This is a genomic window from Flavobacterium tagetis (genome assembly GCF_016735615.1).
GTDB classification, from domain to species: domain Bacteria; phylum Bacteroidota; class Bacteroidia; order Flavobacteriales; family Flavobacteriaceae; genus Flavobacterium; species Flavobacterium tagetis.
Window position 1 is genome coordinate 542501 of record NZ_JAERSF010000002.1, and the last position, 22171, is coordinate 564671.

18 protein-coding genes are annotated in these 22171 nt (G+C 30.6%); 16 read left to right on the plus strand and 2 right to left on the minus strand.

Annotated features, from left to right (window positions below; all coding sequences use genetic code 11):
* Position 1: 1 nt before the first annotated feature.
* Positions 2-2716, plus strand: coding sequence for a DNA gyrase/topoisomerase IV subunit A (locus JI750_RS09765; RefSeq protein WP_202000878.1), 2715 nt, complete (start codon positions 2-4; stop codon positions 2714-2716).
* 57 nt (positions 2717-2773) lie between these two features.
* On the opposite strand, the gene JI750_RS09770 is transcribed toward JI750_RS09765, so the two are convergent.
* Both JI750_RS09770 and JI750_RS09775 read right to left on the minus strand, forming a co-directional pair.
* Complete coding sequence (locus JI750_RS09770) at positions 2774-5236, minus strand: AAA family ATPase (RefSeq protein ID WP_202000881.1); 2463 nt, start codon at positions 5234-5236, stop codon at positions 2774-2776.
* 8 nt (positions 5237-5244) lie between these two features.
* Positions 5245-6297 carry a PKD domain-containing protein gene (locus tag JI750_RS09775; protein WP_202000884.1) on the minus strand — a complete coding sequence of 351 codons (1053 nt, stop codon included), beginning with the start codon at positions 6295-6297 and terminating at the stop codon, positions 5245-5247.
* A 335-nt stretch (positions 6298-6632) separates the two neighbouring features.
* Here JI750_RS09775 and JI750_RS09780 point away from each other — a divergent pair, with 335 nt between their 5' ends.
* From JI750_RS09780 to tssO, 15 genes are all read left to right on the plus strand, one after another.
* On the plus strand, positions 6633-7274 hold the full coding sequence (locus JI750_RS09780) for a C40 family peptidase (protein WP_236673010.1): 642 nt from the start codon (positions 6633-6635) through the stop codon (positions 7272-7274).
* Positions 7258-8202: a type VI secretion system baseplate subunit TssG gene (locus JI750_RS09785; RefSeq protein ID WP_202000902.1), complete on the plus strand. Its 945-nt coding sequence runs from the start codon at positions 7258-7260 to the stop codon at positions 8200-8202. Before JI750_RS09780 ends, JI750_RS09785 begins: the two co-directional genes overlap by 17 nt.
* 2 nt (positions 8203-8204) lie before the next feature.
* A complete protein-coding gene (locus JI750_RS09790; RefSeq protein ID WP_202000905.1) occupies positions 8205-9173 on the plus strand; it encodes a TssN family type VI secretion system protein in 969 nt (322 codons plus the stop codon).
* Positions 9174-9188: 15 nt separating this feature from the next.
* On the plus strand, positions 9189-10262 hold the full coding sequence (locus tag JI750_RS09795; protein WP_202000910.1) for a LysM peptidoglycan-binding domain-containing protein: 1074 nt from the start codon (positions 9189-9191) through the stop codon (positions 10260-10262).
* A gap of 51 nt (positions 10263-10313) precedes the next feature.
* The gene (locus JI750_RS09800) at positions 10314-10808 is read left to right on the plus strand and encodes a DUF4280 domain-containing protein (RefSeq protein WP_202000914.1); all 495 of its coding nucleotides are present in this window, start codon (positions 10314-10316) and stop codon (positions 10806-10808) included.
* 11 nt (positions 10809-10819) lie between these two features.
* Positions 10820-13477, plus strand: a complete 2658-nt coding sequence (locus JI750_RS09805; protein WP_202000916.1) for a glycoside hydrolase family protein — start codon at positions 10820-10822, stop codon at positions 13475-13477.
* Between the two features lie 11 nt (positions 13478-13488).
* Complete coding sequence (locus JI750_RS09810; RefSeq protein ID WP_202000919.1) at positions 13489-14466, plus strand: hypothetical protein; 978 nt, start codon at positions 13489-13491, stop codon at positions 14464-14466.
* 109 nt (positions 14467-14575) lie between these two features.
* Entirely contained in the window at positions 14576-15718 is a 1143-nt protein-coding gene (locus tag JI750_RS09815; RefSeq protein WP_202000921.1) for an SH3 domain-containing protein, read from the plus strand.
* 111 nt (positions 15719-15829) lie between these two features.
* The gene (locus JI750_RS09820) at positions 15830-16684 is read left to right on the plus strand and encodes an SH3 domain-containing protein (protein WP_202000923.1); all 855 of its coding nucleotides are present in this window, start codon (positions 15830-15832) and stop codon (positions 16682-16684) included.
* A gap of 126 nt (positions 16685-16810) precedes the next feature.
* Entirely contained in the window at positions 16811-17698 is an 888-nt protein-coding gene (locus tag JI750_RS09825) for a hypothetical protein (protein ID WP_202000925.1), read from the plus strand.
* Positions 17699-17838: 140 nt separating this feature from the next.
* Entirely contained in the window at positions 17839-18627 is a 789-nt protein-coding gene (locus JI750_RS09830) for an SH3 domain-containing protein (RefSeq protein ID WP_202000927.1), read from the plus strand.
* 5 nt (positions 18628-18632) lie between these two features.
* Positions 18633-19280, plus strand: coding sequence for a hypothetical protein (locus JI750_RS09835; protein WP_202000929.1), 648 nt, complete (start codon positions 18633-18635; stop codon positions 19278-19280).
* 143 nt (positions 19281-19423) lie between these two features.
* Entirely contained in the window at positions 19424-20233 is an 810-nt protein-coding gene (locus JI750_RS09840) for a hypothetical protein (protein ID WP_202000931.1), read from the plus strand.
* A gap of 203 nt (positions 20234-20436) precedes the next feature.
* Positions 20437-21606 carry a hypothetical protein gene (locus JI750_RS09845; RefSeq protein ID WP_160782441.1) on the plus strand — a complete coding sequence of 390 codons (1170 nt, stop codon included), beginning with the start codon at positions 20437-20439 and terminating at the stop codon, positions 21604-21606.
* Positions 21607-21628: 22 nt separating this feature from the next.
* Complete coding sequence (gene tssO, locus JI750_RS09850; protein ID WP_160782442.1) at positions 21629-22141, plus strand: type VI secretion system TssO; 513 nt, start codon at positions 21629-21631, stop codon at positions 22139-22141.
* Positions 22142-22171 lie beyond the last annotated feature (30 nt).

The window sequence follows — 22171 nt, forward strand, 5'->3', positions numbered from 1 at the left end:
AATGAAAGACGAAGAAGACGATAACATAATTCCAAACGGCGACGAGAATAATCAAGATGAAAATCTGGATAACATTCAAGATGGCGATGATGATGTGGTTGATGGTGAAGGGAAACATTTTGAAGGAGCACATTTTTACGAAAATCAGGAAGAAGAAGGAGAAGATGTTATTACGAAGGTAACGGGAATGTATAAAGATTGGTTCTTGGATTACGCTTCGTATGTAATTCTAGAACGTGCAGTTCCTGCTATCGAGGACGGATTCAAACCTGTTCAGCGTCGTATTATGCACTCTTTAAAAGAGCTGGATGATGGTCGTTATAATAAAGTTGCCAATGTTGTTGGTCACACGATGCAGTATCATCCACACGGAGATGCGAGTATTGGTGATGCTATGGTGCAGATTGGTCAAAAAGATTTATTGATTGATTGCCAAGGAAACTGGGGAAATATACTAACTGGCGATGGTGCGGCAGCGCCCCGTTATATTGAGGCACGTTTATCTAAATTTGCTTTGGAGGTTTTGTATTCTCCAAAAATTACCGATTGGGGAGTTTCCTATGATGGTCGTCGTGCAGAACCAAACAATCTTCCAGTAAAATTTCCATTGCTTTTAGCGCAGGGAGCAGAAGGTATTGCAGTTGGACTTTCCACAAAAGTGCTTCCTCATAACTTTAATGAATTAATTGATGCTTCGATTAAAATCTTAAAAGGAAAGCCATTTACGCTTTATCCTGATTTTATGACGCAAGGTATTGCCGACGTTTCGAATTACAATGACGGAATGCGTGGCGGACGTGTACGTGTGCGTGCTAAAATTTCGCAGTTAGACAAAAATACATTGGTGATTACGCAGATTCCGTTTTCGACCAATACCTCGAGTTTAATTGACAGTATTTTGAAAGCCAATGAAAAAGGTAAAATCAAAATCAAGAAAATTGAAGACAATACTGCTGCCGACGTTGAAATTTTAATTCATCTTTTCCCTGGGGTTTCACCAGATAAAACTATCGATGCTTTGTTTGCTTTTACAGCCTGTGAAACATCTGTAGCGCCTTTAGGATGTGTTATTGAAGATAATAAGCCATTATTTATCGGTGTTTCTCAAATGTTGAAAATTTCAACTGAAAGAACGGTTGATTTACTTCGTCAGGAATTAGAAATTCAATTAGAAGAATTAAAAAATAAGTGGCATTTTTCTACTTTGGAAAAAATCTTCATTCGTGAAGAAATGTATATTGACTTCAAATTGTATGGTGATAGAGAATCCCTTTACAAATATTTATATGAACGTTTTGAGCCTTTCAAGAAATCATTCGTTAGAGAAATTAATGACGACGATTTACAAAGACTGACTCAAATCCCGATGATTCGTATCACACGTTTCGACTCTGATAAAGCCGATGATTTAATCGCGAAGTTAGAAGACGAGATGAAAGAGGTCGAATATAATTTAGAGCACCTTACGGATTTTGCCATTGCGTATTTTACCAAATTAAAAGAGAAATACGGAAAAGGACGCGAACGTCAGACAGAACTTCGTGTATTTGATAATGTTGAGGCTACAAAAGTAGTTTTACGTAACACAAAACTATATGTAAACCGCGAAGAAGGTTTCGTAGGAACGAGTTTAAAGAAAGATGAATACGTAGGTGATTGTTCTGATATTGATGATGTTATTGTGTTTTTAAGAGATGGAACATTAATGATTACAAAAGTAGATGCCAAGACTTTCATCGGAAAAGATATTATACACGCTGCCGTTTTTGATAAAAACGATAAACGTACTATTTATAACATGATGTACCGCGATGGTAAATCAGGTCCATCTTATATTAAACGTTTTAATGTTACTGGTGTAACGCGTGATAAAGCTTACGATCTAACGAATGGTACAAACGGTTCTCAGGTGGTTTATTTTTCACACAATCCAAATGGAGAAGCTGAGGTTGTGACTATTTTATTGCGTCAGGTTGGAACGATCAAGAAACTGAAATTTGATATTGACTTTGCTAATTTAGCGATTAAAGGACGTGGTTCTAAAGGAAACTTAGTAACCAAATATCCAATTAAGAAAATCGAATTGAAAGAAAAAGGAATTTCTACTTTACTGCCAAGAAAAGTATGGTTTGATGATACTGTAAAACGCTTAAATGTTGATGCAAGAGGAGAATTGCTAGGTGAATTTAAGCCAACAGACAAAATTTTGATAATTAACCAAACAGGAAAATTGAAAGTTATCATTCCAGAATTATCAACTCATTTTGATGAAGATATGATTGTTCTGGAAAAATGGAAACCTAAAAAACCAATTTCAGCGATTTATTATGATGGAGAAAAAGAGCGTTATTTCTTAAAGCGTTTCTTAGTTGAAAATGAAGGAAAAGAAGAAAGTTTCATTACAGACCATCCAAATTCGCAGTTAGAGATTGTATCTACCGATTATCGCCCTGTAGCACAATTGGTTTTTGCAAAAGTAAAAGGAGTTCAAAAAGATGATCTGCATATAGATGTAGAAGACTTTATAGCCGTAAAAGGTTTTAAAGCTTTAGGAAACCAATTAACTACAGATAAGTTAAGGCAAGTGAATTTATTAGACCCACTTCCTTATGAAGAACCAGTCGAAGAAGTTCCTGAAAAACCTGAAATTCCAGAAGACGATTCTGTAGAGACAGAATTAGACGACGATGGCCAGATTGGCCTAGTTTTAGAATAAAAATAAAAAACGCTAAGATTTATTTCTTAGCGTTTTTTTTATTTGATAGAGTTAAATTTAATTCTCAACTGAAATAGGTTCTGTTATAACCCATTTTACTTCGTTATTTTCAATAATTACCGAAATAGTATCGTTGTCTTTAACTTGTCCAGAAATTATTTTTTTCGCTAAAGGTCTTCTTAAATGCGTTCGAATAATGTTTTTGATAGGTCTTGCACCATATTTGGCATTATAGCCGTTTTCGGCTAGATATAGTTTAGTTTCTAAAGGAATTTCTACTGTGATTTTACTGTTCTTCAATAAATCAATGAATTCCTTTTTAAGGTGGATTTCAAATATTTTTAAGGCATTTTCTTTAGTGATTGGAGCAAAGGGTACAATTTCTGTTAATCGCCCTAAAAATTCAGGTCTGAAATAATTAGCCATGATTTCCATTAACGAACTCGATGCTGGAATTTCACCATTGTTAAATGTATTTACGATATGATCTGCACCAATATTCGAAGTAAAGAGAATTATTGCATTAGAAAAATCTCCTTCTTTCCCTAAACGATCATGCAGTTTTCCTTCGTCCATAATCTGTAGAAATACATCAAAGACTGAAGGATGTGCTTTTTCAATTTCATCAAACAAAACAATAGAATACGGTTTTTGTCTAATCTTGTTTACTAGTAATCCACCTTCTTCGTAACCAACATAGCCTGGAGGCGCACCGTATAACAATGCAGCTGAATGTTCTTCTTTAAATTCAGACATATCAAAACGGATAATTGCGTTTTCATCCTGAAAAAGAAATTCAGCTAATGATTTGGCTAATTCGGTTTTTCCAGTCCCTGTTGGTCCTAGAAAAAAGAATGATGCTATTGGTTGTCCTGCTTTGCTTAAACCCGATCGTGATTCTAAAATAGAGCCAGCAACAGTTTCAATACAATGATCTTGACCAATTACTCTTCGTCCTAAAACTTCCTCAATGCTATTAAGTTTCTGTTTCTCTTCTTCTTTAAGTTTTCCAGCAGGAATGCCTGTTTTTTTAGCAATTATCAAAGACAGATCAAAAGCTTCAATATGAGAGCGTTTGTCAAGCGCTTTTTCTTCAAGTGTATTAATGAGGTTTTCAATATAATTAAGGATCGATTCTGATGATTCAAAATTTCTTTTTTCATTTTGCTCATCAGGATCCATTAAAAATGCTGTTTTGTTCATTAAATCAATCAGGAACCAATTGTATTCTTTTATCAATTGATTTTCAGATAAATTGTCTTTGTTTTCTTTTAGAAGATTTAATCTATTGGCAATAGATTTTTTTTCGTTAAGAAAAGTTTCTCCTGAAGTTTTTAAAACCGACATTGTATGGTCAATCAAATTAATGGCTGACTCAGGAAGGCTTTTTTCCTTTAAATATCTTTTTGATAATCGAATAGATTCTGAAATAGTTTTATCATCTATTTGTATTTTATGATGTTCTTGATAAGTTTTGATAGACTCGCGAATCATTCGAAACAAGGTTTCGTCATCAGCTTCTTCCAGTTTAACGATGTCAAACATTCCCGAAAGGCCTTGCTCTTTTTCGATTCTTTTTGAAAATTCGTCTATTGTTGAGGTGGCAATAATATTCAACCCTTTTGCTAGCTCACCTTTAAGAACATTTGAAACGCCCGAATCTCCTCCGTTTTTATCGAGTAAAATATGAATTTCTTCAATAATTAAAATAGCTTTCGGATATTGTTTAAGCTCCTGAATACAGTTTTTTAAGCGATCTTCTATTTCTCCTTTGTATGAAGCTCCAGCAATAAGTGATGACAGATCAAGTTCAAAAAGTTGCACTTTGTTTAAAACATCTGGAACTTGATTGGCTATTACATCTTGAATAAGCGTATCAATTAAAATTGATTTTCCAATACCGCGATCGCCAATAAGTAGAACATTAGGTTTAGAAAATCGGCAAAGTATTTCTTTTATGGCATTCAATTCGGCTTCACGCCCAATTGCAGATACTCTTTTTTTATTTTTTTCAAGGTTTTTATGAACGCAATATTTACTTAAAAAACCTTTTTTTACTTCTTGTTTTATACCGTTTTCCGTTTGTGGAATAATAATCTGATCTTCTAGCAATTCATTTCTAGATATAGGGTAGGATTTCATTTGATCGAAGTTGAAACCTACGCCAGGAGAACTTAGAGCAATAATAATAGCATAGAGGCTAATTTCATCTTCATTCAAAGCAATTCGTACTGATTCTGCTTCTTTTATAATATCGTCGATCAAATCGCTTGGCTCAGCATCAAGAACATGAGTGGTTTTTGGTTCTTCTTCGATTCGAACTTCTGCCCATTCATCAAGATAGTAAACATCTTTACCCATAGTTTCAAGCCTTTTCAAAAGTGATAAATCTCTGTTTAAAATAGCTTTTAATAAATGGGATGCTGAATAGTATTTATTTGAATTGGTTTTAGCAATTTTTTTAGCAATTTCTAATGCACTTAATAATTCTGCACTGAAAACGTTTTTTTCTTCTTCCATATCAAAAATTAATCTTTAGACCATATCAGGTATTTTTTTACTTTATAGCTGATATTTAATCCTTTAATGCAGTTAGTTTGTTTGTCTTTATTTAAACGTATAGATTCAATCTTTATCTTTTTTCCTTTTACAGAAGCACATAATTGAGAAAAAGTCAATAGATCATTATCATTTTTTACAACAGGAACATCTAAGTCATCGCATAGAAATTCTGCAAAATCATCTTTTGTTTTGCTGCCTTCTGCTACTTTTTTGAATAAAATTTCAAACTGATCCTCAGACATTTTAGGCGCTTTTTTAATTACAGCAGTACTATCTTTTACCGTTTTGGTTTTCGGTGCAACTGGAACATATTGTAACATTTCTTCAAGTGGATCTTTTTTTACAGAACCTCGTGGCAGTGCGAAGGCTTCGGCTTTTTTCTCGAATTCATACGAGCTGACGTCCAGAGGATTAGTCTTTTTGATAACTCTCGGATGCACATAAATAATCTTCTTTGCCACACGACTGAAATCACCGTTTATAACTAAAGTGATTGTTTTTTCGCCTGGAGTAATAAAGCTGTAAACTGGAGCAGAAGAGGTTTCATCTATGCCTTTATTTTCACCAAAAGCCCATTCCCAAGTTCGGGCATCATCTGAGATTGATTTAAAATAAGCTGGCTGTCCAACTGTAATAGTTTTTGGTGCAATAATTTTTGGCGTGCCTATTTTATCGGCAGCAAATTTATCCTTTATAGTGATTTCTTTTGTATGGGTACAATTGCCATTTATTGTCAAAGTTACATAGTATTTTCCCGGATTTTTATAGATGTGAAAAGTATGTTTTCTGACATCTTTTTCTGACCCGTCTCCAAAGTCCCAAATCCATGATTTTGCATTACGAGTTTTGTCATAAAATTCTATCGATTCCTCTGATTGTGAATGATCTGCAAAAATGTAAAACTTGGCATCTTCACAATCGACATGGTTAAAAAATTGGATGATAAATGCAATGATTCCAGCTAATAAGAGAAGTGCAAAAAAAAATACAACTCTAACATCAATATTTTTTTGATTCATTTTGGTATTTTACTATGTAAGATAATTTTAACAAAAATTGGAAGCAAATGTAGTTTTATTTATTTTAAAAAACTTATATTTTATACTATAAATTTTACAAATTTTATTTGTATTCTTACAAAATATTTTGCTAGGTTTGTAACCACCACGTCCAAAAATGTAAATAAATTCATTATAAACGAGTTACGTTCAAAAAGAAGAATTTTCTCAGGTTTGAAAAATAAAAATAAGCTAAAAAGTTTATTTTTTATGTTGCTTAAAATTTATTAATAATCCATTTTGGTTGCGAAATAATGTTTAATTATCTAAAAAAAGAGTACTAAATAATATTTTTTATGAGGCAGTTTGTTATAATGATTCTGATGATGCATTTATTTACAGAATGCCATGCTCAAAAATATATTTCGCAGATTCCCTTCAAATATGATTATTCTTTGGAGCTGTTAAAAAAACAAGCTCAAATGAAAGAAACAGGTCTAAAAAATAAAACCGTCGTCAATGATAATTCAGAGAATTTAAGTGACGAAATGCTTGCTCTAAAAGAAAAATACTCCATTATTCTGGCTGTAATGCCAAATAAAATTACCAACTACAAATTATACTCTTACATAGATCCGTGGCTTAATACGCCATACAAAGAAAAAAGCTTTTCTAAAAAAGGAATTGACTGTTCTTATTTTCTGCAGTCTTTATACAGCGACGTTTACAAGGTTACGCTTCCAAAAGATCCTGCAGGAATGTGGAAGTCTAAATCTATACAAATTTTTACTGGCCGCAGTTTTCTTGCCGAAGGTGATCTGGTTTTCTTTCGATACGATAAAGACCATCCGATATCTGATGTTGGTTTGTACCTGCACAACGATCGAATTTTGGCTTGTACAGACAAAGGTCTTGCAATATATAATTTCAATGATGAATATTTTCAGTTACGATACATAGGTGCAGGACGAATTAATGAGGATGGAAAGAAGAAGTAAAAAAAGTCTTGAAGATCTTGCATTCGAAATTGAGAATATTTCGTATGACATTAGGGCTGAAGTTATTGCTAATGAACTTCTTGAGTCCAAGGCAATTGTGCAGGATGAAATTACGGTTTCTAATCAGGGACAATTTTCGCGTGCGTACAGAAGCGACATTTTGGAGGCAGTAATTCAGGATGATAATTATGACAAACAGGAATATTTAAATATACGATTATCACGTGATAGTATGTATGATGCGCTTCCAGAGGGTTTTGTACATAGTCTTACTGAGAATAATTCTGATAAGTCTGTAAAACAGATGATAAAGGAGCATAAACATCAGAAAAAGCAAGAAGCTGAAGCTCGTGTTTTTTTTACTCCTTTTGAAAATGAAATTTTTCATTATCGTACTAAAGTAGAAAGTGTTGAAAGGAATTTTTTATATAAACTGAACGGAAGTAAACCGTTGGATTTTTTCTATGATTTTTGGGGATTATCACACATTTACCCTGAAATTTTAGTTTCAAAATTTATACAGCTGCTGCCTTATGCGTACAAAATAGTGGGAGACATTGAGCTTGCCTGCCATTGTTTATCAAGCATTATTGAAGAAAAGGTAACCTATACAACAACAAGTTCTAAAGAATATAGCGAAGAAGGAGAGCAGGGGACGTTAGGAGAAAATAGATTAGGAGTCGATTTTATTACTGGAAAAGATTACATGGATTATTCTATGAATGTAAGGATAGAAATTGGCCCTATAACTCATAAACCTTACCAGCAATATCTTAAAAACGGCGATATAAAAATATTTATAGATTGTTTTTGCGAGCATTTTTTTCCAATGGAAGTTGACGTAAAAACAGTGTTATTGATTGATAAAGAAACAGAAGAGTTTAATTTTAGTAAAGAACCTGTGTTAGGGTATACAACACGAATTTAGGAATGGTAAAAAAACATTTATTAGCCCTTATTGATATTAGGCTTATTGTATTTTTAGTAGTAATCATAGCAGTAAGCGCTATACTTACTATGGTATTCAGCGATAAAATAAAAGAATTTGCAACACAATATAAAAGAAAATTTTACATCTATATTTTTTCATTTGTATTGATTTATGCTCTGGTTGGTTTTTTAGGTTACAATAAATTATTTACAGAGCTTTCAGACGAATTTCGATTTTATCAAATTGCGTCACTGCTATTTGGAATCCTTAATGTTTACTTGTATCGATGGTACTTTAACGAGTTTAACCTAAAAGGCGTTGTGGGAATCGAATTATTGTTTTCATTTTTAATAACACTTTATTCAAGCGTATTATTTGTGATTATTTATACCGCCTTAAACGGAATTGCGCTAACATTTTTAATGTGCTCCCATTTTTTGGTATTTATAGTGCCAACAGGCGTTTACGCAGTTTTTAACTATATGATGCAGATTCCTCCTAAAGAATATGTTACATGGAAAATTCCTGAAAGAAAAGATCCTTTTCCTGAGATAGAAAATGTTCAAATGAAAGATTTGTTGTTGATTACATTATTAATCCAGAAAAAAGAAAGTGATACAAAATATACTTCTATAAGATCTAAAGGTCCCGTGAGAATTGATTTTGGAGCGTTGTTCTATCATACCGTTTCAGGATATAATGATCATAATGCTGAAAGTAAAATTGATTTAAAGGAAAATGGAGAAAATTGCAGCTGGGTATTCTTTCTACAGCCAAAATGGTATCAAACAGCCAAATATGTAGATGCAAAATATACTTTGGGTATGAATGGTATTACTGAAAATTCAGTAATTATTTGTAAAAGACAGAAAAAAGAAGAAACCAAAGTAAATAAAAAAGGTAAGGAAAAAGAAGGGTTTATGTATGAGCCTAAGATGGAAAATAAAGAAAAAGAGGTTGAAGTTTAATGTTGATGAGATAATATGTATTACGAAGATAAACCTGAAGGATCCCCATACGACAAGTTTCGTACTTATAAAATTAAGAAAGGAGATACACTCGAGAGTGTGGCTCGTGATCTTGGCTTAGAGGCTGATGAGCTTAGATGGTATCATAATATGTATTGTGAAATTCCTGATTTAATAGAAGCAGATTTCAAAAGCTATTCTCAGTTTTTGATTCTGGCACCAGAAAAATATATTGAAGAAAGAAAAGAAAAAGAGGAGAAGAAAACTCAAAAAGTAAGTTTGGGAAGTAATTATACATTGCCATTTGTTGCAGACAAAATTCATAATGATTATCAGGTTAGTTATACCACTGTTTTTGGAGATGCTGTTGATACAATAGAAATGAAAGCAAGTGTAAAATGGCTTGCTACTGATAGAAATAATTATCATTTGTTTGAAATAAATAAAGGATCTATTTATGTCAATAATAGTATACCAGATACCATTATGGATGAACTGGCCGCTAAAACTGCCGCTGTTTTATATCCCTTAAAAATTGTGGTGAATGAATCTGGAAAGTGGGTTGACATTTACAATTATGACGAAATAGAAAACCGATGGAAGGATACAAAAGAAGAAGTTCTGGATTATTTTGAAGGTGAGGTTGCAGAAAATTATATTGAACATACAGAATATGCTTTAGAAAATTCTGAAGCATTACTTAATTCTCTGGCTTCAGATTATTTTTTAAGGGCTTTTTTTAGTGGTATTTACGTTGGTTATACCTCAAATTATTCTTTTCAAAACGAAGTCTTTTTTCCATTAGAGAAAGATGAAGAATCGAAGTTTGCAGTAGAGCAAAAGATAGATTCTATTTTGGATGAATCAAATTTGGTGAAAGTAGAACAAAAAGGAGATTATATAGATTCTGGAAGTGAAGCCAGTTTTGGATTTGACCCGTGGAAAGGAAAATTCAACGCTTCGTATTTTCTTGATGAACATAGTTATTGTATCGAAAAAATAGATTTAGAATGCAATATTGAGTATGATGAACCAATAAAAGTGATCGTACAGATTGAATCTTTAAAAAAAGAAGAAACTCAAAATTAAAGAGATAAAACAGAGTAGTTAAGCGAATGTAATATTTATAATGGTAAGGCAATGAGTGAGAAACATATAGTAGTTCAGGGAGCTTCACTAAAATGTAAATTTAGCGTAGAACCAAAAAAAGATATATTAAAAGTAAAATCGCAGGATAAGCATTATGCTAATGATAAAGATGCTGAGAAAAAACTCATTGCGACCGACAAAGAAATTGGGCAGACATTAGAGAAAAATACGTTTGGAAAATGCAAAATGCAGCCAAATGGAAGCGGAGATTATCTGCCGTGTCAGGCGACAATAACTAAGTGGAGTGCTTTTTATGAAAAAGTAACTTTAAGTAATCAGGGAAAAATTCTACTTGAAGACAGTAAAGGAACTTGCCCGATTGGAGGACCAGATTGCATAGAAGTAGACAAACACGGACAAAAAGCAGAAGCGAGCAAACAAAACGCTAAAAAAGCGAAGCCGCAGGTAAATAATCAAATAAATCCTTTGGTTAATACCTCAAAATTTCAGGAGAGTTTAGAAGAGAGTGATTCTATTTGTAAATAAAATAAAATAGTATGTCAGATTTTAAAATAATTGGAAATCCGGATCCTGTTGTAGGTAAGGAAGAATTCTACTCAGTAAATGCTTTTTTGCCGAGTATTCTGCCTTTTCAAAATGGAGCTTCTAATAATAGTTTTGAACAGCCTGTAAAATGGGAAATATACATTCTTGAAAACGGAAGATGGCGTAAGACTAAAGAAAATGATAAAACAGGAAAAAGAATCTCTTACACCTTTCTTCAAAAAAGTTTAGAAAGAAAAGGCATCCGTATTCTGGCAAGAAGAGGAGAAGATGTGGCACGCCTTAATATAACTTCACATCCTGCAGAAAAACCAAAAATTGAAAGCATAGAACTGCTTGATAAAAACGGACAAAAACCATCAAAACCGCTTTCTTATGGACAGACTCTAAAAGCAAGGGTTCATTGTCTCCATATGGAAAAACACAAAGTATATGTTACCCTTTGGGAAGATGATGCTGCTGGTGCAGGACACAATAAAGCAAATGAAAAAAATATAATACAAACACTTTCTGGAATTGTAAAGAACGGTAAAGCAGATGTTGACTTTTTACTGAGACCAAGTTTTGCGAAAATTGCAAAACAAAACGGTCCAGAAGAAGGAAAAATTCATGAATACTATGTTACAACAGATTTTAATAAAAATAAAATTGCAAGTAACAATGTGAATGTAAATGATGTTGAAGCTCCTGTAGCGCCTTATAAGGCAAAAGTACCGGTACAACAGCCAGAAACACCTAAACCTAAAGCCTCTGTGCCACAGCCGACACAGCCAAAAACTAAAGCCCCAGCTTCTGGTTCTACTACTGCTCCAAAAGTTAAGGCAACAATTACCAGAGTACATCTTACAGATACTTCAGGACGTGCGATAAGCGGAGTTTTTAAAGATAAAGAAATCAAAGTTTGGATCGATTCTCAAGGTTTGATAGATAAAGAAATACGTCTTAAATTATACGATGAAGACGGGATTTCGGATGATTTATTATTTGATGAAAAATTTACTATTAAATCAAATATATATGCTGTAGTTGTTCCTCTTAATAAAATTCCAAGAAGCAAAGGAGGAAGCTATTGGGGAGAAGGTGCAGAACAAGAAGTGTTTGCATATGTCGAAGTTGTACAAGATGCAAGTATGAATAAACAAAGTGCGGTTGTAGATGTAGATGCTAAAGTTTTTAAACCAGATCCTGTAGAGCATACTAATAAGGCTGCAAAAATTGGAGAAGGCGATAAACAGGAAGCAAAAAACTGTGGTGAAAAATATTGTATTAGCAAAAACTCTCCTGCTAGTGAACTTATAAGAGAAATTAACATTCGATTAGCTGGATTTGGAGGAAATGTTCCTACAGACAAATTTACAGATAGGACAGAAAAAATGATTAAGCAATTTCAGCGTGATTACATGAAAGTTCCTGAAACTGGTAAAGTATGTGGAAGTGTTTTGAAGGCTATTGATGAATTCTCTAATAAATGGGAGGAAAAAATATCTGATTACACTTGTTTATGTAAAAATGTTAGTTCAATTAGAAATAAATGCTCTGGCTTTGGAAAAGGTAGATATAAAGGAGAATATGTGTCCTCTTCTAAGATTGAACGTTATCATAAGTATGAAAGACCAGGGATGCATAGATCGTTATTATGGGGAACTAGTGCATTAAGATTTTATTTGAGCGAACAAAATGTATATAAGTATCTCTGGAAAACTGCTGGCTATAGATGTTGGGAACATAATAATTCTGTTCCAAGAAAAAGCACGAACCATATGGGAAAAGCTGTTGATATTCAATTTAGTAAAAATGGAGAAACGATTGGAGGGAAAGTCACAGCAAATTTGCCTAAACTGAATGAAATTTATAATAAATTTTATGCCAAATATCTAGATGCCAAATATCAATGGGTCAATGGAAAGAATAACTTTTCAATTGAACCAATTGGAATGGGTAAAGACCAAACATATAGTTGGATACATTTGGACGTTAGAGAGTTTGATAATGAATATTTGGATGATAAATATTTTGTTAAAAGTCAAGAAAAAATTTCTAATGGATCTGTTTTTCAATTAGGACTAAAATTAGGCCTTTTAAATACTTGCAATTGTAGCAGCGGGGGTAATAATTCTGATAAAAAATCGAAAGAGGATGGCAAAAAAGGGGAAAGAGTTGATCCTAAAAAGTTAAAAATAACAGCTAAAGGCAAACAATTTATTAAAGATTGGGAAGAATTTAAACCTAATCTGTACAATGATGATTCTAAAGATCATCATTGTACAATTGGTTATGGACATTTAGTCCATTTAGGACCATGTAACGGTTCAGAGCCTCAGGAGTTTAAAAATGGAATTACTGAAAAAAGAGCATTGGAGTTATTCGATCTTAGAATTGTTCAATTTGAAAAAGCTGTACAACGTGATGTAACTGTTCCTTTGTATCAACATGAGTTTGATGCATTAGTAAGTTTCTTATTTAATTGTGGAGAAAACTTTTTTGTAAAGAAGAAAGCACCGAAGCTTCACAAGCATTTATTAAATAAGGAATATGATGAAGCAGCTGAAGAATTTTTAGATGTAACCAGTGGAGGTTTAAAAGGATTGGTAAAAAGGAGAAAAGCTGAAAACAACATATTTTTAAATAATATATACGACTCAAAACACTAAAAAAAAGAATAATGAAAAAAATATTAAGTTTTGCAATTTTGACTTTATTGTTTGTAAACTGTAAAGAAGATTCAAAAATCAATGCCAGTCTAGAAAAAGACTTAAAAGAAGATTCAATACAAAGAGTATCTAAATTAGAACCAAGTTATGATAAAGAATTAAATGATAATAGTTTAGTAGGGAATTATTGGTCATTTTATAAACTTTCTGAAAATTCGATCTCAGGAACATCTAAAATGACGAAAGATGAAATTGTAAATCAATTTAAAAATGTTAAAATAGAAATTGATGAAAAGAAAGTAAAAATCGGAGAATCATGTATTTATGATTATTATAAAAGCAATAAAAGCCTAACAGAATATTATGAAAGCAGTAAAACGGCTAAAATGTATGAGAATATATTTGTAAAAAATAAAATAAAGCTTGGAAATGAAATTACGGTTTATCAATCATTATATCCTGAAAAGGCTTGTGAAATTCCTTGGGACGAATTAATTATTGCCGATAATACAATTATTATAACATTCGATGATTATCTGGTATTTTTTAAAAAGCAAAATGACAATCATCAAAGTGATTGTTATTCAAAGACTAAGATTACAAATTTACCTATAACAAATAAAATTATTAATGGTAATAATGTATGGAATCAATTAGATTGTAATATAGCCAATTTAGATACTAAAGATTATTTAAGATTACCAGACATAAAAGATGTTAAGGTTTTTATTATAGCAAATTTCAATTTTGATGATTTTACCTATACGTTAGTAACAATAAAAAATGATAAAGTTATTACAAAGCAAGATATTGGTTTTGCTAAAGATACGGATGAACCGAATACAATATCTGAACTAACAGAATTTGAAATAAATCGAGATTATGTTTTTGTGTTAAATACTAAATCAAAAAGCGGTGAAGATTTAAAAATTAAAAAGATAGAGCGATTTAAAATAGATGACAATGGCTTAATTGTTTCTGTTAAATAGTTACAATTTGTTTCACATAGCTCCTTGACATATTGAAAAGAAAAGCCCCAGCTAGCAAGAGTTTTGCGCTTTTGTTAGCTGAGGGAATTAAAAATTATAAAATATAATTATGAGAAGTTTAATGATTTCCATTTTAGTTGTTTCTATTGTAAGCTTTAGCTCTTGCAATTCTCAGACAAAAGAGAAAAGAATAGAATCAATGAAGAAAAATGAAGATAAGTTATATGCTGAATATATGCCATTAATGAGAGATTTGCTAAAAAATAATAATTACAAGTTCTTAGAGCATAGTGTATTTAAAAACAAAGTTATTGAATATTTTGGAGTTGATATTGATAATGCAAAATTTAATGATGTTTATTTAGAAAGTGGCCTTGGATACACAGCTTTAAGTAATGAAGGATTTATAGATACTTATCAAGTTGATAGAGGTGTAATTGATGGAGCTGGAGATGCTTTTGCAGATATTTTAAAAGATGGACTGAATAATGATTATAATATTGATTTTATAAACTACAATAAGGTTTTATTTAATGATGATTTATCTGCAATATCAAAAGTAAACGTAGATAAAGATAAAGTTGAAGATATTGTTGTGTATTTAAATTATGAAAAAAATAATCTTTTAAATAATTCATTTGTAAAGAATATAAAGAAGGTTGACAATTATAATGAAAGTTTTAAATGGCATCTTTTATGGTATAATAATAAAACAAAACCAGATGTAATTAGAAAAAAAATATTGCAAGATATAGCTAATAAAAAGCCTGATTTTATTTTTGATTTAGCTTATTTTCTGAATAACAATTCTAATAAAATTAAAGAGAAAACAGATGGTTCATTGATTGATGCTACACTAGCTTTTTTAATAGAAGTTGAATTACAGCATTATGAAGATAAGGATTTGAATGATAATAAAGGTTACAGTTTACTTAATAATTTTTATATTCAAAATCCTAAGATGTTAGACAGATTTAAATCTCAAAAATTTTATGGATATCCATTAATTGACAGTTATACTAAAAAGTACTTATTGATGTCAGAAGAAAATGAGGTTTCTTATGGTAAAGTTATCGATCCTGATGGCTACACTAACGTGAGAAAAGATAAAAATAGTACATCAGCTATAATTGAAAAAATTAAATCAGGGGAAAGAGTTGAAATATTAGATGATTCAGAAAATTGGTGGCTGATAAAAACAAATTCTGGAAGTAAGGGATATGTTTATAAAACCAAAATTAAATCTGAATAATATAAAAAAGCATATATGCTCCTTGACATATTGAAAAGAAAAGCCCCAGCTAGCAAAGGTGATTTACATTTGTTAGCTGAGGGAATTTAAATGTTAAAATAAATAATTTAAATGGAAAATTTAAAAAGAATGTTTTTGGCTTTATTATTAACAATGATATTGAGTTGTGAAAAGAAAAATGATAGAATCGAATTTAAAAAACAAAATATAGTTATTGAAAAAGATGGTTTAACTATAGAATCTATTAAATTTTCTGATTTATTCAATGAAGGCTCAATTATAAAATTTGCTCCTAAAGATCTTGTAGACACAAATGATGCTGAAATATTAGAGTTTAAAAGAAAATTGAGTTTATATGAAAAAGAAAATCCTTTATTAGAAGATTTTGATCCTGAGAATTTAAAAATTTTGATTAATCATGAAACTTTTTCTGAGAGTAATCAATTTATAAATAGTGAATGGCTTGATTATTACATTAAGAAATATCATTTAGAAAATTATCTAAAAGAGATAATGAAAAAAGCCATTGAACAAGAAGATTACCAGGCAGTTAAAGTGTTGTTAAAGAACGGGTATATTGTTTCTTTAAGAGATGTTAATATTGCTAAAGAAACTAAAAAAGAATCAGATGATCTGAAGAAAATTAATTTGAAAAATAATGGACTTTATGAAAATGGAGACCCGACTTTTTACGATAGTGAAGCATCAAAGATTGACGATATTTTGAAATTTCTTGATATAAGATATAATCAAAATAAAATTTATGATAAAGACGGATTTACAAATCTGCGAGAAAATGCAAGTACAAATTCTAAGGTTGTTATAAAAATAAATTCAGGAGAACATATAATTGTATTAGATAATATCGAAAAGGATGTCGAAGAATCTCAAAAAGGATGGTGTTTGGTTGAAAATAAAGACGGACAAAAAGGATATATTCATAAGAGTAGAATAGTATCTAATTAAGATAAGTTCGAAAGTTTGAAATAAAAAAATTAAATATTTTAAGCTCCTTGACATATTGAAAAGAAAAGCCCTAGCTAGCAAAAGTGTTATGCTTTTGTTAGCTGAGGGAATTATAATGTAAACGCCATGAAAAAAATATTAATAATAATATCACTTATTTTAATAAGCTGTAAAGATTCCAAATTAGAAAAGCCAAATGATTCATTAAAAGAGACTTCTACTAAAAATTTAGAAATAACCTGTGGAGACATTGTTTATCAAATTGTTAAATCAAGCAAATTAGATTTAAGAGGACAAAATGATTTTTTAACTAAAATAGATAGAATTGAAGGTGATAATGTAACTATTCAAGTTTACATTGAAAATAATGTATCTGAAGATCCAAAGGTTAAACAAATAGTTGAAAGCACAATCGCTTGGTTAGTATTAAATGTTAATGATCAAAAACTATACAATACAAGTGCAGACCCAGATAATCCAATTGAAGTAGAGTTCGATAAAAATATTTTATCAAAAAATGATATTTTCAGTTTATGTCAAATAGAAAAAAAAGAAGTTAAAAAAAGTCTTTCTAATGACAAGATTCGATATTCTATTTTGCCAATAGAATTTGATGAGTACTATAAAGCATGTGTAAACCCATACGATAGCATTAAATGTGATAATAATTATCCAAAATACTTTTTTAAAGAAGATGATGCAATCGCAAAGGTTTTTAGTAATAATTTTCACCCAAGTGATTATATGTATCTTCCCAAAATTAAAGATTATCAGCCTATGATTTTATGTAACACTGATTCAGATATTGAATCGTATGATTTAGTTATTCTTAGTGATAATAAAGTAATTTCTTCTTTAGAAATTGGATTGATGGATGGTGAATCTCTCACTCAGTTTAATATTTCGAAAGATTACGTAATCAGTCTATATAAAAGAAAAAATACGACTGAAAAGAAGGTTTTTTATAAGTCTTATATTATTGATAATAAAGGGGCTATAGTCGATAAGAAATAATTTGACAATAAAAGATTATTAGAATTTATTAAAAAAGTAATAAGCTCCTTGACATATTGAAAAGAAAAGCCCCAGCTAGCAAAAGTTGTAGACTTTTGTTAGCTGAGGGAATTTAAACTGAGATAAAATTGAAATGATATATGAATAAGAAAGAAAAATTGAAATTGAAAATGTTCGGTAATTTATTAATTGGTCTTTTACCACTTCTATTACTGTTTTCATTTAAGAATTTTTCACCTGAAGGTGAAGATCCTTTGAAATTAAAGAGTGCATATTTAAATAAGGACGAAAAAAAATTCATTCAAAACTTTCCAAAAACATTTACAGATTTTAAATCAGTTTTTGGATGGAATGACAAAACAGATAAACCAAATATTCTATATAGTGAAGCGTATGACTTTATAAATTATTTCTTTAAACTATCATCAACAAGTGAAGATTGTAAAGAGATAATATTAAAAATTGCGACACAAGCTAAATGGGAAGCAGATGGAGTCAATTATTTTCATATAAACTTAGTGACTTTAGTTGAGAATGATAAAGAATTTAATAAAAAGCTACAAAGATTAAACAATACAGATATAAATACTTTTTGGCATTTTTATTTTGACATTGAAAATTTAGTTTATTCATCAAAACTGTATAATATCCTTGATTATCAAATGAGAGAAAAAGCAATGTCTGTATATAATACATTAAAAAAAGAGAGAATAAATAAAAATTACAGAAATATAAAAACATACCAAATATTTGATAAAGATGGTTATTGTAATTTAAGAAAGTCTAAAAGTGTTAAATCTGATATAATAGAAAAATTAGAAAATAATGCCACTATAGATGTATTGGATAATAGAGATGACTGGTGGTTTGTTCAAACAAAAAATGGATTAGTAGGTTTTGTACATAAAAGCAGAATTAATATAAAATAATTGACATGAGAAGAATGACTTTTTTTAATTTGACAGTCATCCTTTTATTTATATCATCATGTAGTAAAAAGGAAAAAATAGATATTCAAGAATTAAAAACGAATGTAACCATAGCGAGAAAATCTGATAATCAAATAGAAAAGGAAAATGTTTTGAAGGATTATACAAAACTTTTTAAATTAAAAAACTGCAAAGTAAAGAATGAAAAAGATTGTGATCTAAATATGGACGGTAAAATGGATAAAATTATAATTTTTGAGCCTTCTGAAATAGCTAATAATAAACTAACAAAAGAATCGTCTGTTTGTGTGTTTATCAAAAAAGAAAAAGGTTATGATATTTATGAAAATAAAAATATTATTTACACTTCTTTTTTTAACTCAATGGCAGAAGGTCTTCAAAATTTAGTAGTTAAAGACAATTATTTCACATTTGAAGAAAATAATCAAGCAGGAGAAGTTAGAGGTAATGACTACATAACATTTAAGTATGACTTAAAATCCAATGAAATTGTATTGCACAAATACAGTGTTGAATTAATTAGTGTTGATGGTGAAAATGATAAAACTTTCACATATGGTAAAGAAGTATTTGGAAAGATATTTTTTAATGATTTTGATATTGATAAAATAAAAGAAAAAATCAACAATTAAAAGACTAAATATCTTGAGCTTGAATGTTGAATACTAAAAATAAAATAATTTAAAAGTAAGCTCCTTGACATATTGAAAAGAAAAGCCCCAGCTAGCAGGAGTTTTATGCTTTTGTTAGCTGAGAAATAATAAAATAGAATAATATGAGAAAAATAGTTTTTGGTCTGTTACTGTTAAGTGTATTGTTTTCTTGCAAATCTCAGGATAGTAAAGAAGATTTTAAAGGAAAATGGATTGAGGTACAAAAAAGAGATAATGAATTTTTGATTATTGATTGTGGATATAAAGGTGAAGATATAAAAATTATTAATGATTCAATTTTTGAAAATGGTATAATGGAAAGTACTAAAGCAAAGATTGATCATATAAAAGAAGATGAAACAGGAATATCATTGTTTATAGATAAAACGGAAAAATCATATTATAAATTTTTACTTGTAGATAAAGAAAAAGGTCTTGCCAAATTGGAAATTAAAAATAATGATTTACCAATTGTTGTTAAATATTTTGTGAATGAGGTTAGTACTGATAAAATAAAAAAAATAAAAGGTACAAAAGCAGATTGTGTCACTAATGACGATGTAGGTGATTCTGTTGATGATTCTTTTACTTTAAATGATGGGAATGTTCTTTTAGTTGAGGATGATAATTGTATATCATTATTAGACAAAAAAGAAAATTTAATCTTTGAAAGGTGTTTTGATAATTGTAATGTAAAAATTCTCCATATAAAAACCACAGGTTTGCCATTAACTATTATAAGTGGACATAATTCAATTGACATAGAGTTTCATAAAAAAGGAGAAGATTGGGTTTCTAACTCAGTTACATATTTTAAAAGTTTGCCAACTGGAGAAGAAAAAAGCACTAAACAAATTGAAGTATCTCTTAAAGAATTCAATTTTGATAGCGTTATTGAACAGTTTGGAGATAATGATATAAATAACTTTTAATTAAGATGTGTAACGGCTTTCTACTTTTTAGAACTAAAATATAAATCCAAGAGAAAAACTGAAAATCAGGCTCAGTGTGCATAATTGTGTCTATTTAACCCGTAAAATCTTGTTATAATAAGAATAACAACGCTAATAATCAAAATCTAACCCAACAAAAGAGAAACGAAACATTCTCTTTTCAAAATAAAAACTATAGAATTATGATAGAAAAATTAAGTCATTTTCCCGTAAACTGGATTGACGGGATGAAGATAAATAAGAGTCATTTTTTATCTATTCAGGACAATGTTTCTGAGTTGGTAAACGATGCAATAGGTATTCATACCACACCTATAAGTTATGGTCTGCTGGATTCTGGAAACCAAAACAAAGAGGCTACAAAAATTACTTTAGGAATCGATAATCACAAACTGCTTCGCGTTCGTGTAGAAGAATGCCACGCCATAACCCCAAACGGATCCAGAATTGAAATCAGTAAAAGCAATACAGATACATTAGACCTTCAGATTCCGTATCCAGAAGATACTTACGAAATAAAAGACGGCGAACAATTGGTTTTATTGGCTTGTATTTCGGTTAATTCTAAAAAGAGAATCCCTTTTGGCGAACCAGATCCAGATGAGGTACCGCCAAGATATCCGTACACGCAGCCAGAATACAAACTGCATTTAATTAAAGCCGAAGAATTCCGCTCAGGAATTGGATACGGTGGTTTCTATCTCGCAATTGGTAAAATCTTAATTGGAGATACTACAGTTTTAGACGAAGACTATATTCCGTCTTCTGTAACAGTATCCTGTCATCCAAAACTGGTTGATATGCAAGCGCAGATTGCCCGTTCGTTTGGTCAGATTGAGATTTACTCGGTTCAGATTTCTCAAAAAATTAATAGAGGACAACAAACAGGACTTTTGCCGCAAACGGTAATGCAATTGGCTGACAATACAGGATATTATTTAGGCAGCTGTTTAACGCAGTTTCGTTGGTTTTCATTGCACCAGCATCCAGCTTCAATGTTAAGTACAGTGGTAGCGTTTGCCAGAGTGATGAAGAATTTTATCGATTCAAAATCAGGAGCAGGAAAAGAAGAGCTGTTAAACTATTTTGCCGAATGGTGTGATATCTCGCAAGGAGATTTCGAAATATTGTTTACTACGCTTATAAATGCTGGTTACGATCATGTGCATATCGACAAAACAGCTTCACTGGCTATAAATGCTTTAAGCAGAATAGAGAAGTTATTCGAAACATTAAGCAAACTGGATTACATCGGTAAGAAGAAAGAAAACATCGAATTGTTTGTTGCCGAAACAGAGAAAAAAGATATTGTTCACAACCCAAAACGTCACGGTTTCTTTATAAAAGACTAAAAAATAAAATAGTAATATAATTATGGAAGTATTAAATAAACAAGAACGCCAAAAAGCATTTATTGCTTTTTTAATTGCCTTTGTCCTGACTTTTGCAGTTATGCTGATTGCAGTTTCGTTCAACTTTTACATGCCCGTAGCAGAAAACAAAATGCTGAAAGCAGAAAATGAAATGATGAAAAGAGAATATGATTATCAGACTAATTTTTCGGTTAAAATTGACAGTATCAGAATGACAATCGATTCAATCAATTCGCCAAAAGTAGATAACGATTTTCAGCAGCGTTTGGCAAATGTTATGATTGCTAATATTTATCAAAAAGTTCCCAAAGACACTACTGAAAACAAAAAATTATATAACAATGTTATTCTGGCCTATAAGAATATCATTGATTACAAAAAACAAATTAGAAGCCTTACGCACAATTCGCACCTAATAGACAGTTTGAATCAGTCGGCTAAAACGTACAAAGAAGAATTAGAAAAAGTAAGTAGAGACTTAGATGTATGCCGTCAAGTTTACCAAAATCAATAACTAGAAATTTAGAATAAAGAAATTAATAAA

Excerpts from the sequence above, each read along its gene's own strand:
- JI750_RS09780 (WP_236673010.1), top strand. The coding sequence starts at position 6,633 with ATGAGGCAGTTTGTTATAATGATTCTGATGATGCATTTATTTACAGAA.
- JI750_RS09765 (WP_202000878.1), top strand. The coding sequence starts at position 2 with ATGAAAGACGAAGAAGACGATAACATAATTCCAAACGGCGACGAGAAT.
- JI750_RS09800 (WP_202000914.1), top strand. The coding sequence starts at position 10,314 with ATGAGTGAGAAACATATAGTAGTTCAGGGAGCTTCACTAAAATGTAAA.
- JI750_RS09840 (WP_202000931.1), top strand. The coding sequence starts at position 19,424 with ATGAGAAAAATAGTTTTTGGTCTGTTACTGTTAAGTGTATTGTTTTCT.
- JI750_RS09790 (WP_202000905.1), top strand. The coding sequence starts at position 8,205 with ATGGTAAAAAAACATTTATTAGCCCTTATTGATATTAGGCTTATTGTA.
- JI750_RS09805 (WP_202000916.1), top strand. The coding sequence starts at position 10,820 with ATGTCAGATTTTAAAATAATTGGAAATCCGGATCCTGTTGTAGGTAAG.
- JI750_RS09810 (WP_202000919.1), top strand. The coding sequence starts at position 13,489 with ATGAAAAAAATATTAAGTTTTGCAATTTTGACTTTATTGTTTGTAAAC.
- JI750_RS09815 (WP_202000921.1), top strand. The coding sequence starts at position 14,576 with ATGAGAAGTTTAATGATTTCCATTTTAGTTGTTTCTATTGTAAGCTTT.
- JI750_RS09785 (WP_202000902.1), top strand. The coding sequence starts at position 7,258 with ATGGAAAGAAGAAGTAAAAAAAGTCTTGAAGATCTTGCATTCGAAATT.
- JI750_RS09820 (WP_202000923.1), top strand. The coding sequence starts at position 15,830 with ATGGAAAATTTAAAAAGAATGTTTTTGGCTTTATTATTAACAATGATA.
- JI750_RS09775 (WP_202000884.1), bottom strand. The coding sequence starts at position 6,297 with ATGAATCAAAAAAATATTGATGTTAGAGTTGTATTTTTTTTTGCACTT.
- JI750_RS09770 (WP_202000881.1), bottom strand. The coding sequence starts at position 5,236 with ATGGAAGAAGAAAAAAACGTTTTCAGTGCAGAATTATTAAGTGCATTA.
- JI750_RS09835 (WP_202000929.1), top strand. The coding sequence starts at position 18,633 with ATGAGAAGAATGACTTTTTTTAATTTGACAGTCATCCTTTTATTTATA.
- tssO (WP_160782442.1), top strand. The coding sequence starts at position 21,629 with ATGGAAGTATTAAATAAACAAGAACGCCAAAAAGCATTTATTGCTTTT.
- JI750_RS09795 (WP_202000910.1), top strand. The coding sequence starts at position 9,189 with ATGTATTACGAAGATAAACCTGAAGGATCCCCATACGACAAGTTTCGT.
- JI750_RS09825 (WP_202000925.1), top strand. The coding sequence starts at position 16,811 with ATGAAAAAAATATTAATAATAATATCACTTATTTTAATAAGCTGTAAA.
- JI750_RS09845 (WP_160782441.1), top strand. The coding sequence starts at position 20,437 with ATGATAGAAAAATTAAGTCATTTTCCCGTAAACTGGATTGACGGGATG.
- JI750_RS09830 (WP_202000927.1), top strand. The coding sequence starts at position 17,839 with ATGAATAAGAAAGAAAAATTGAAATTGAAAATGTTCGGTAATTTATTA.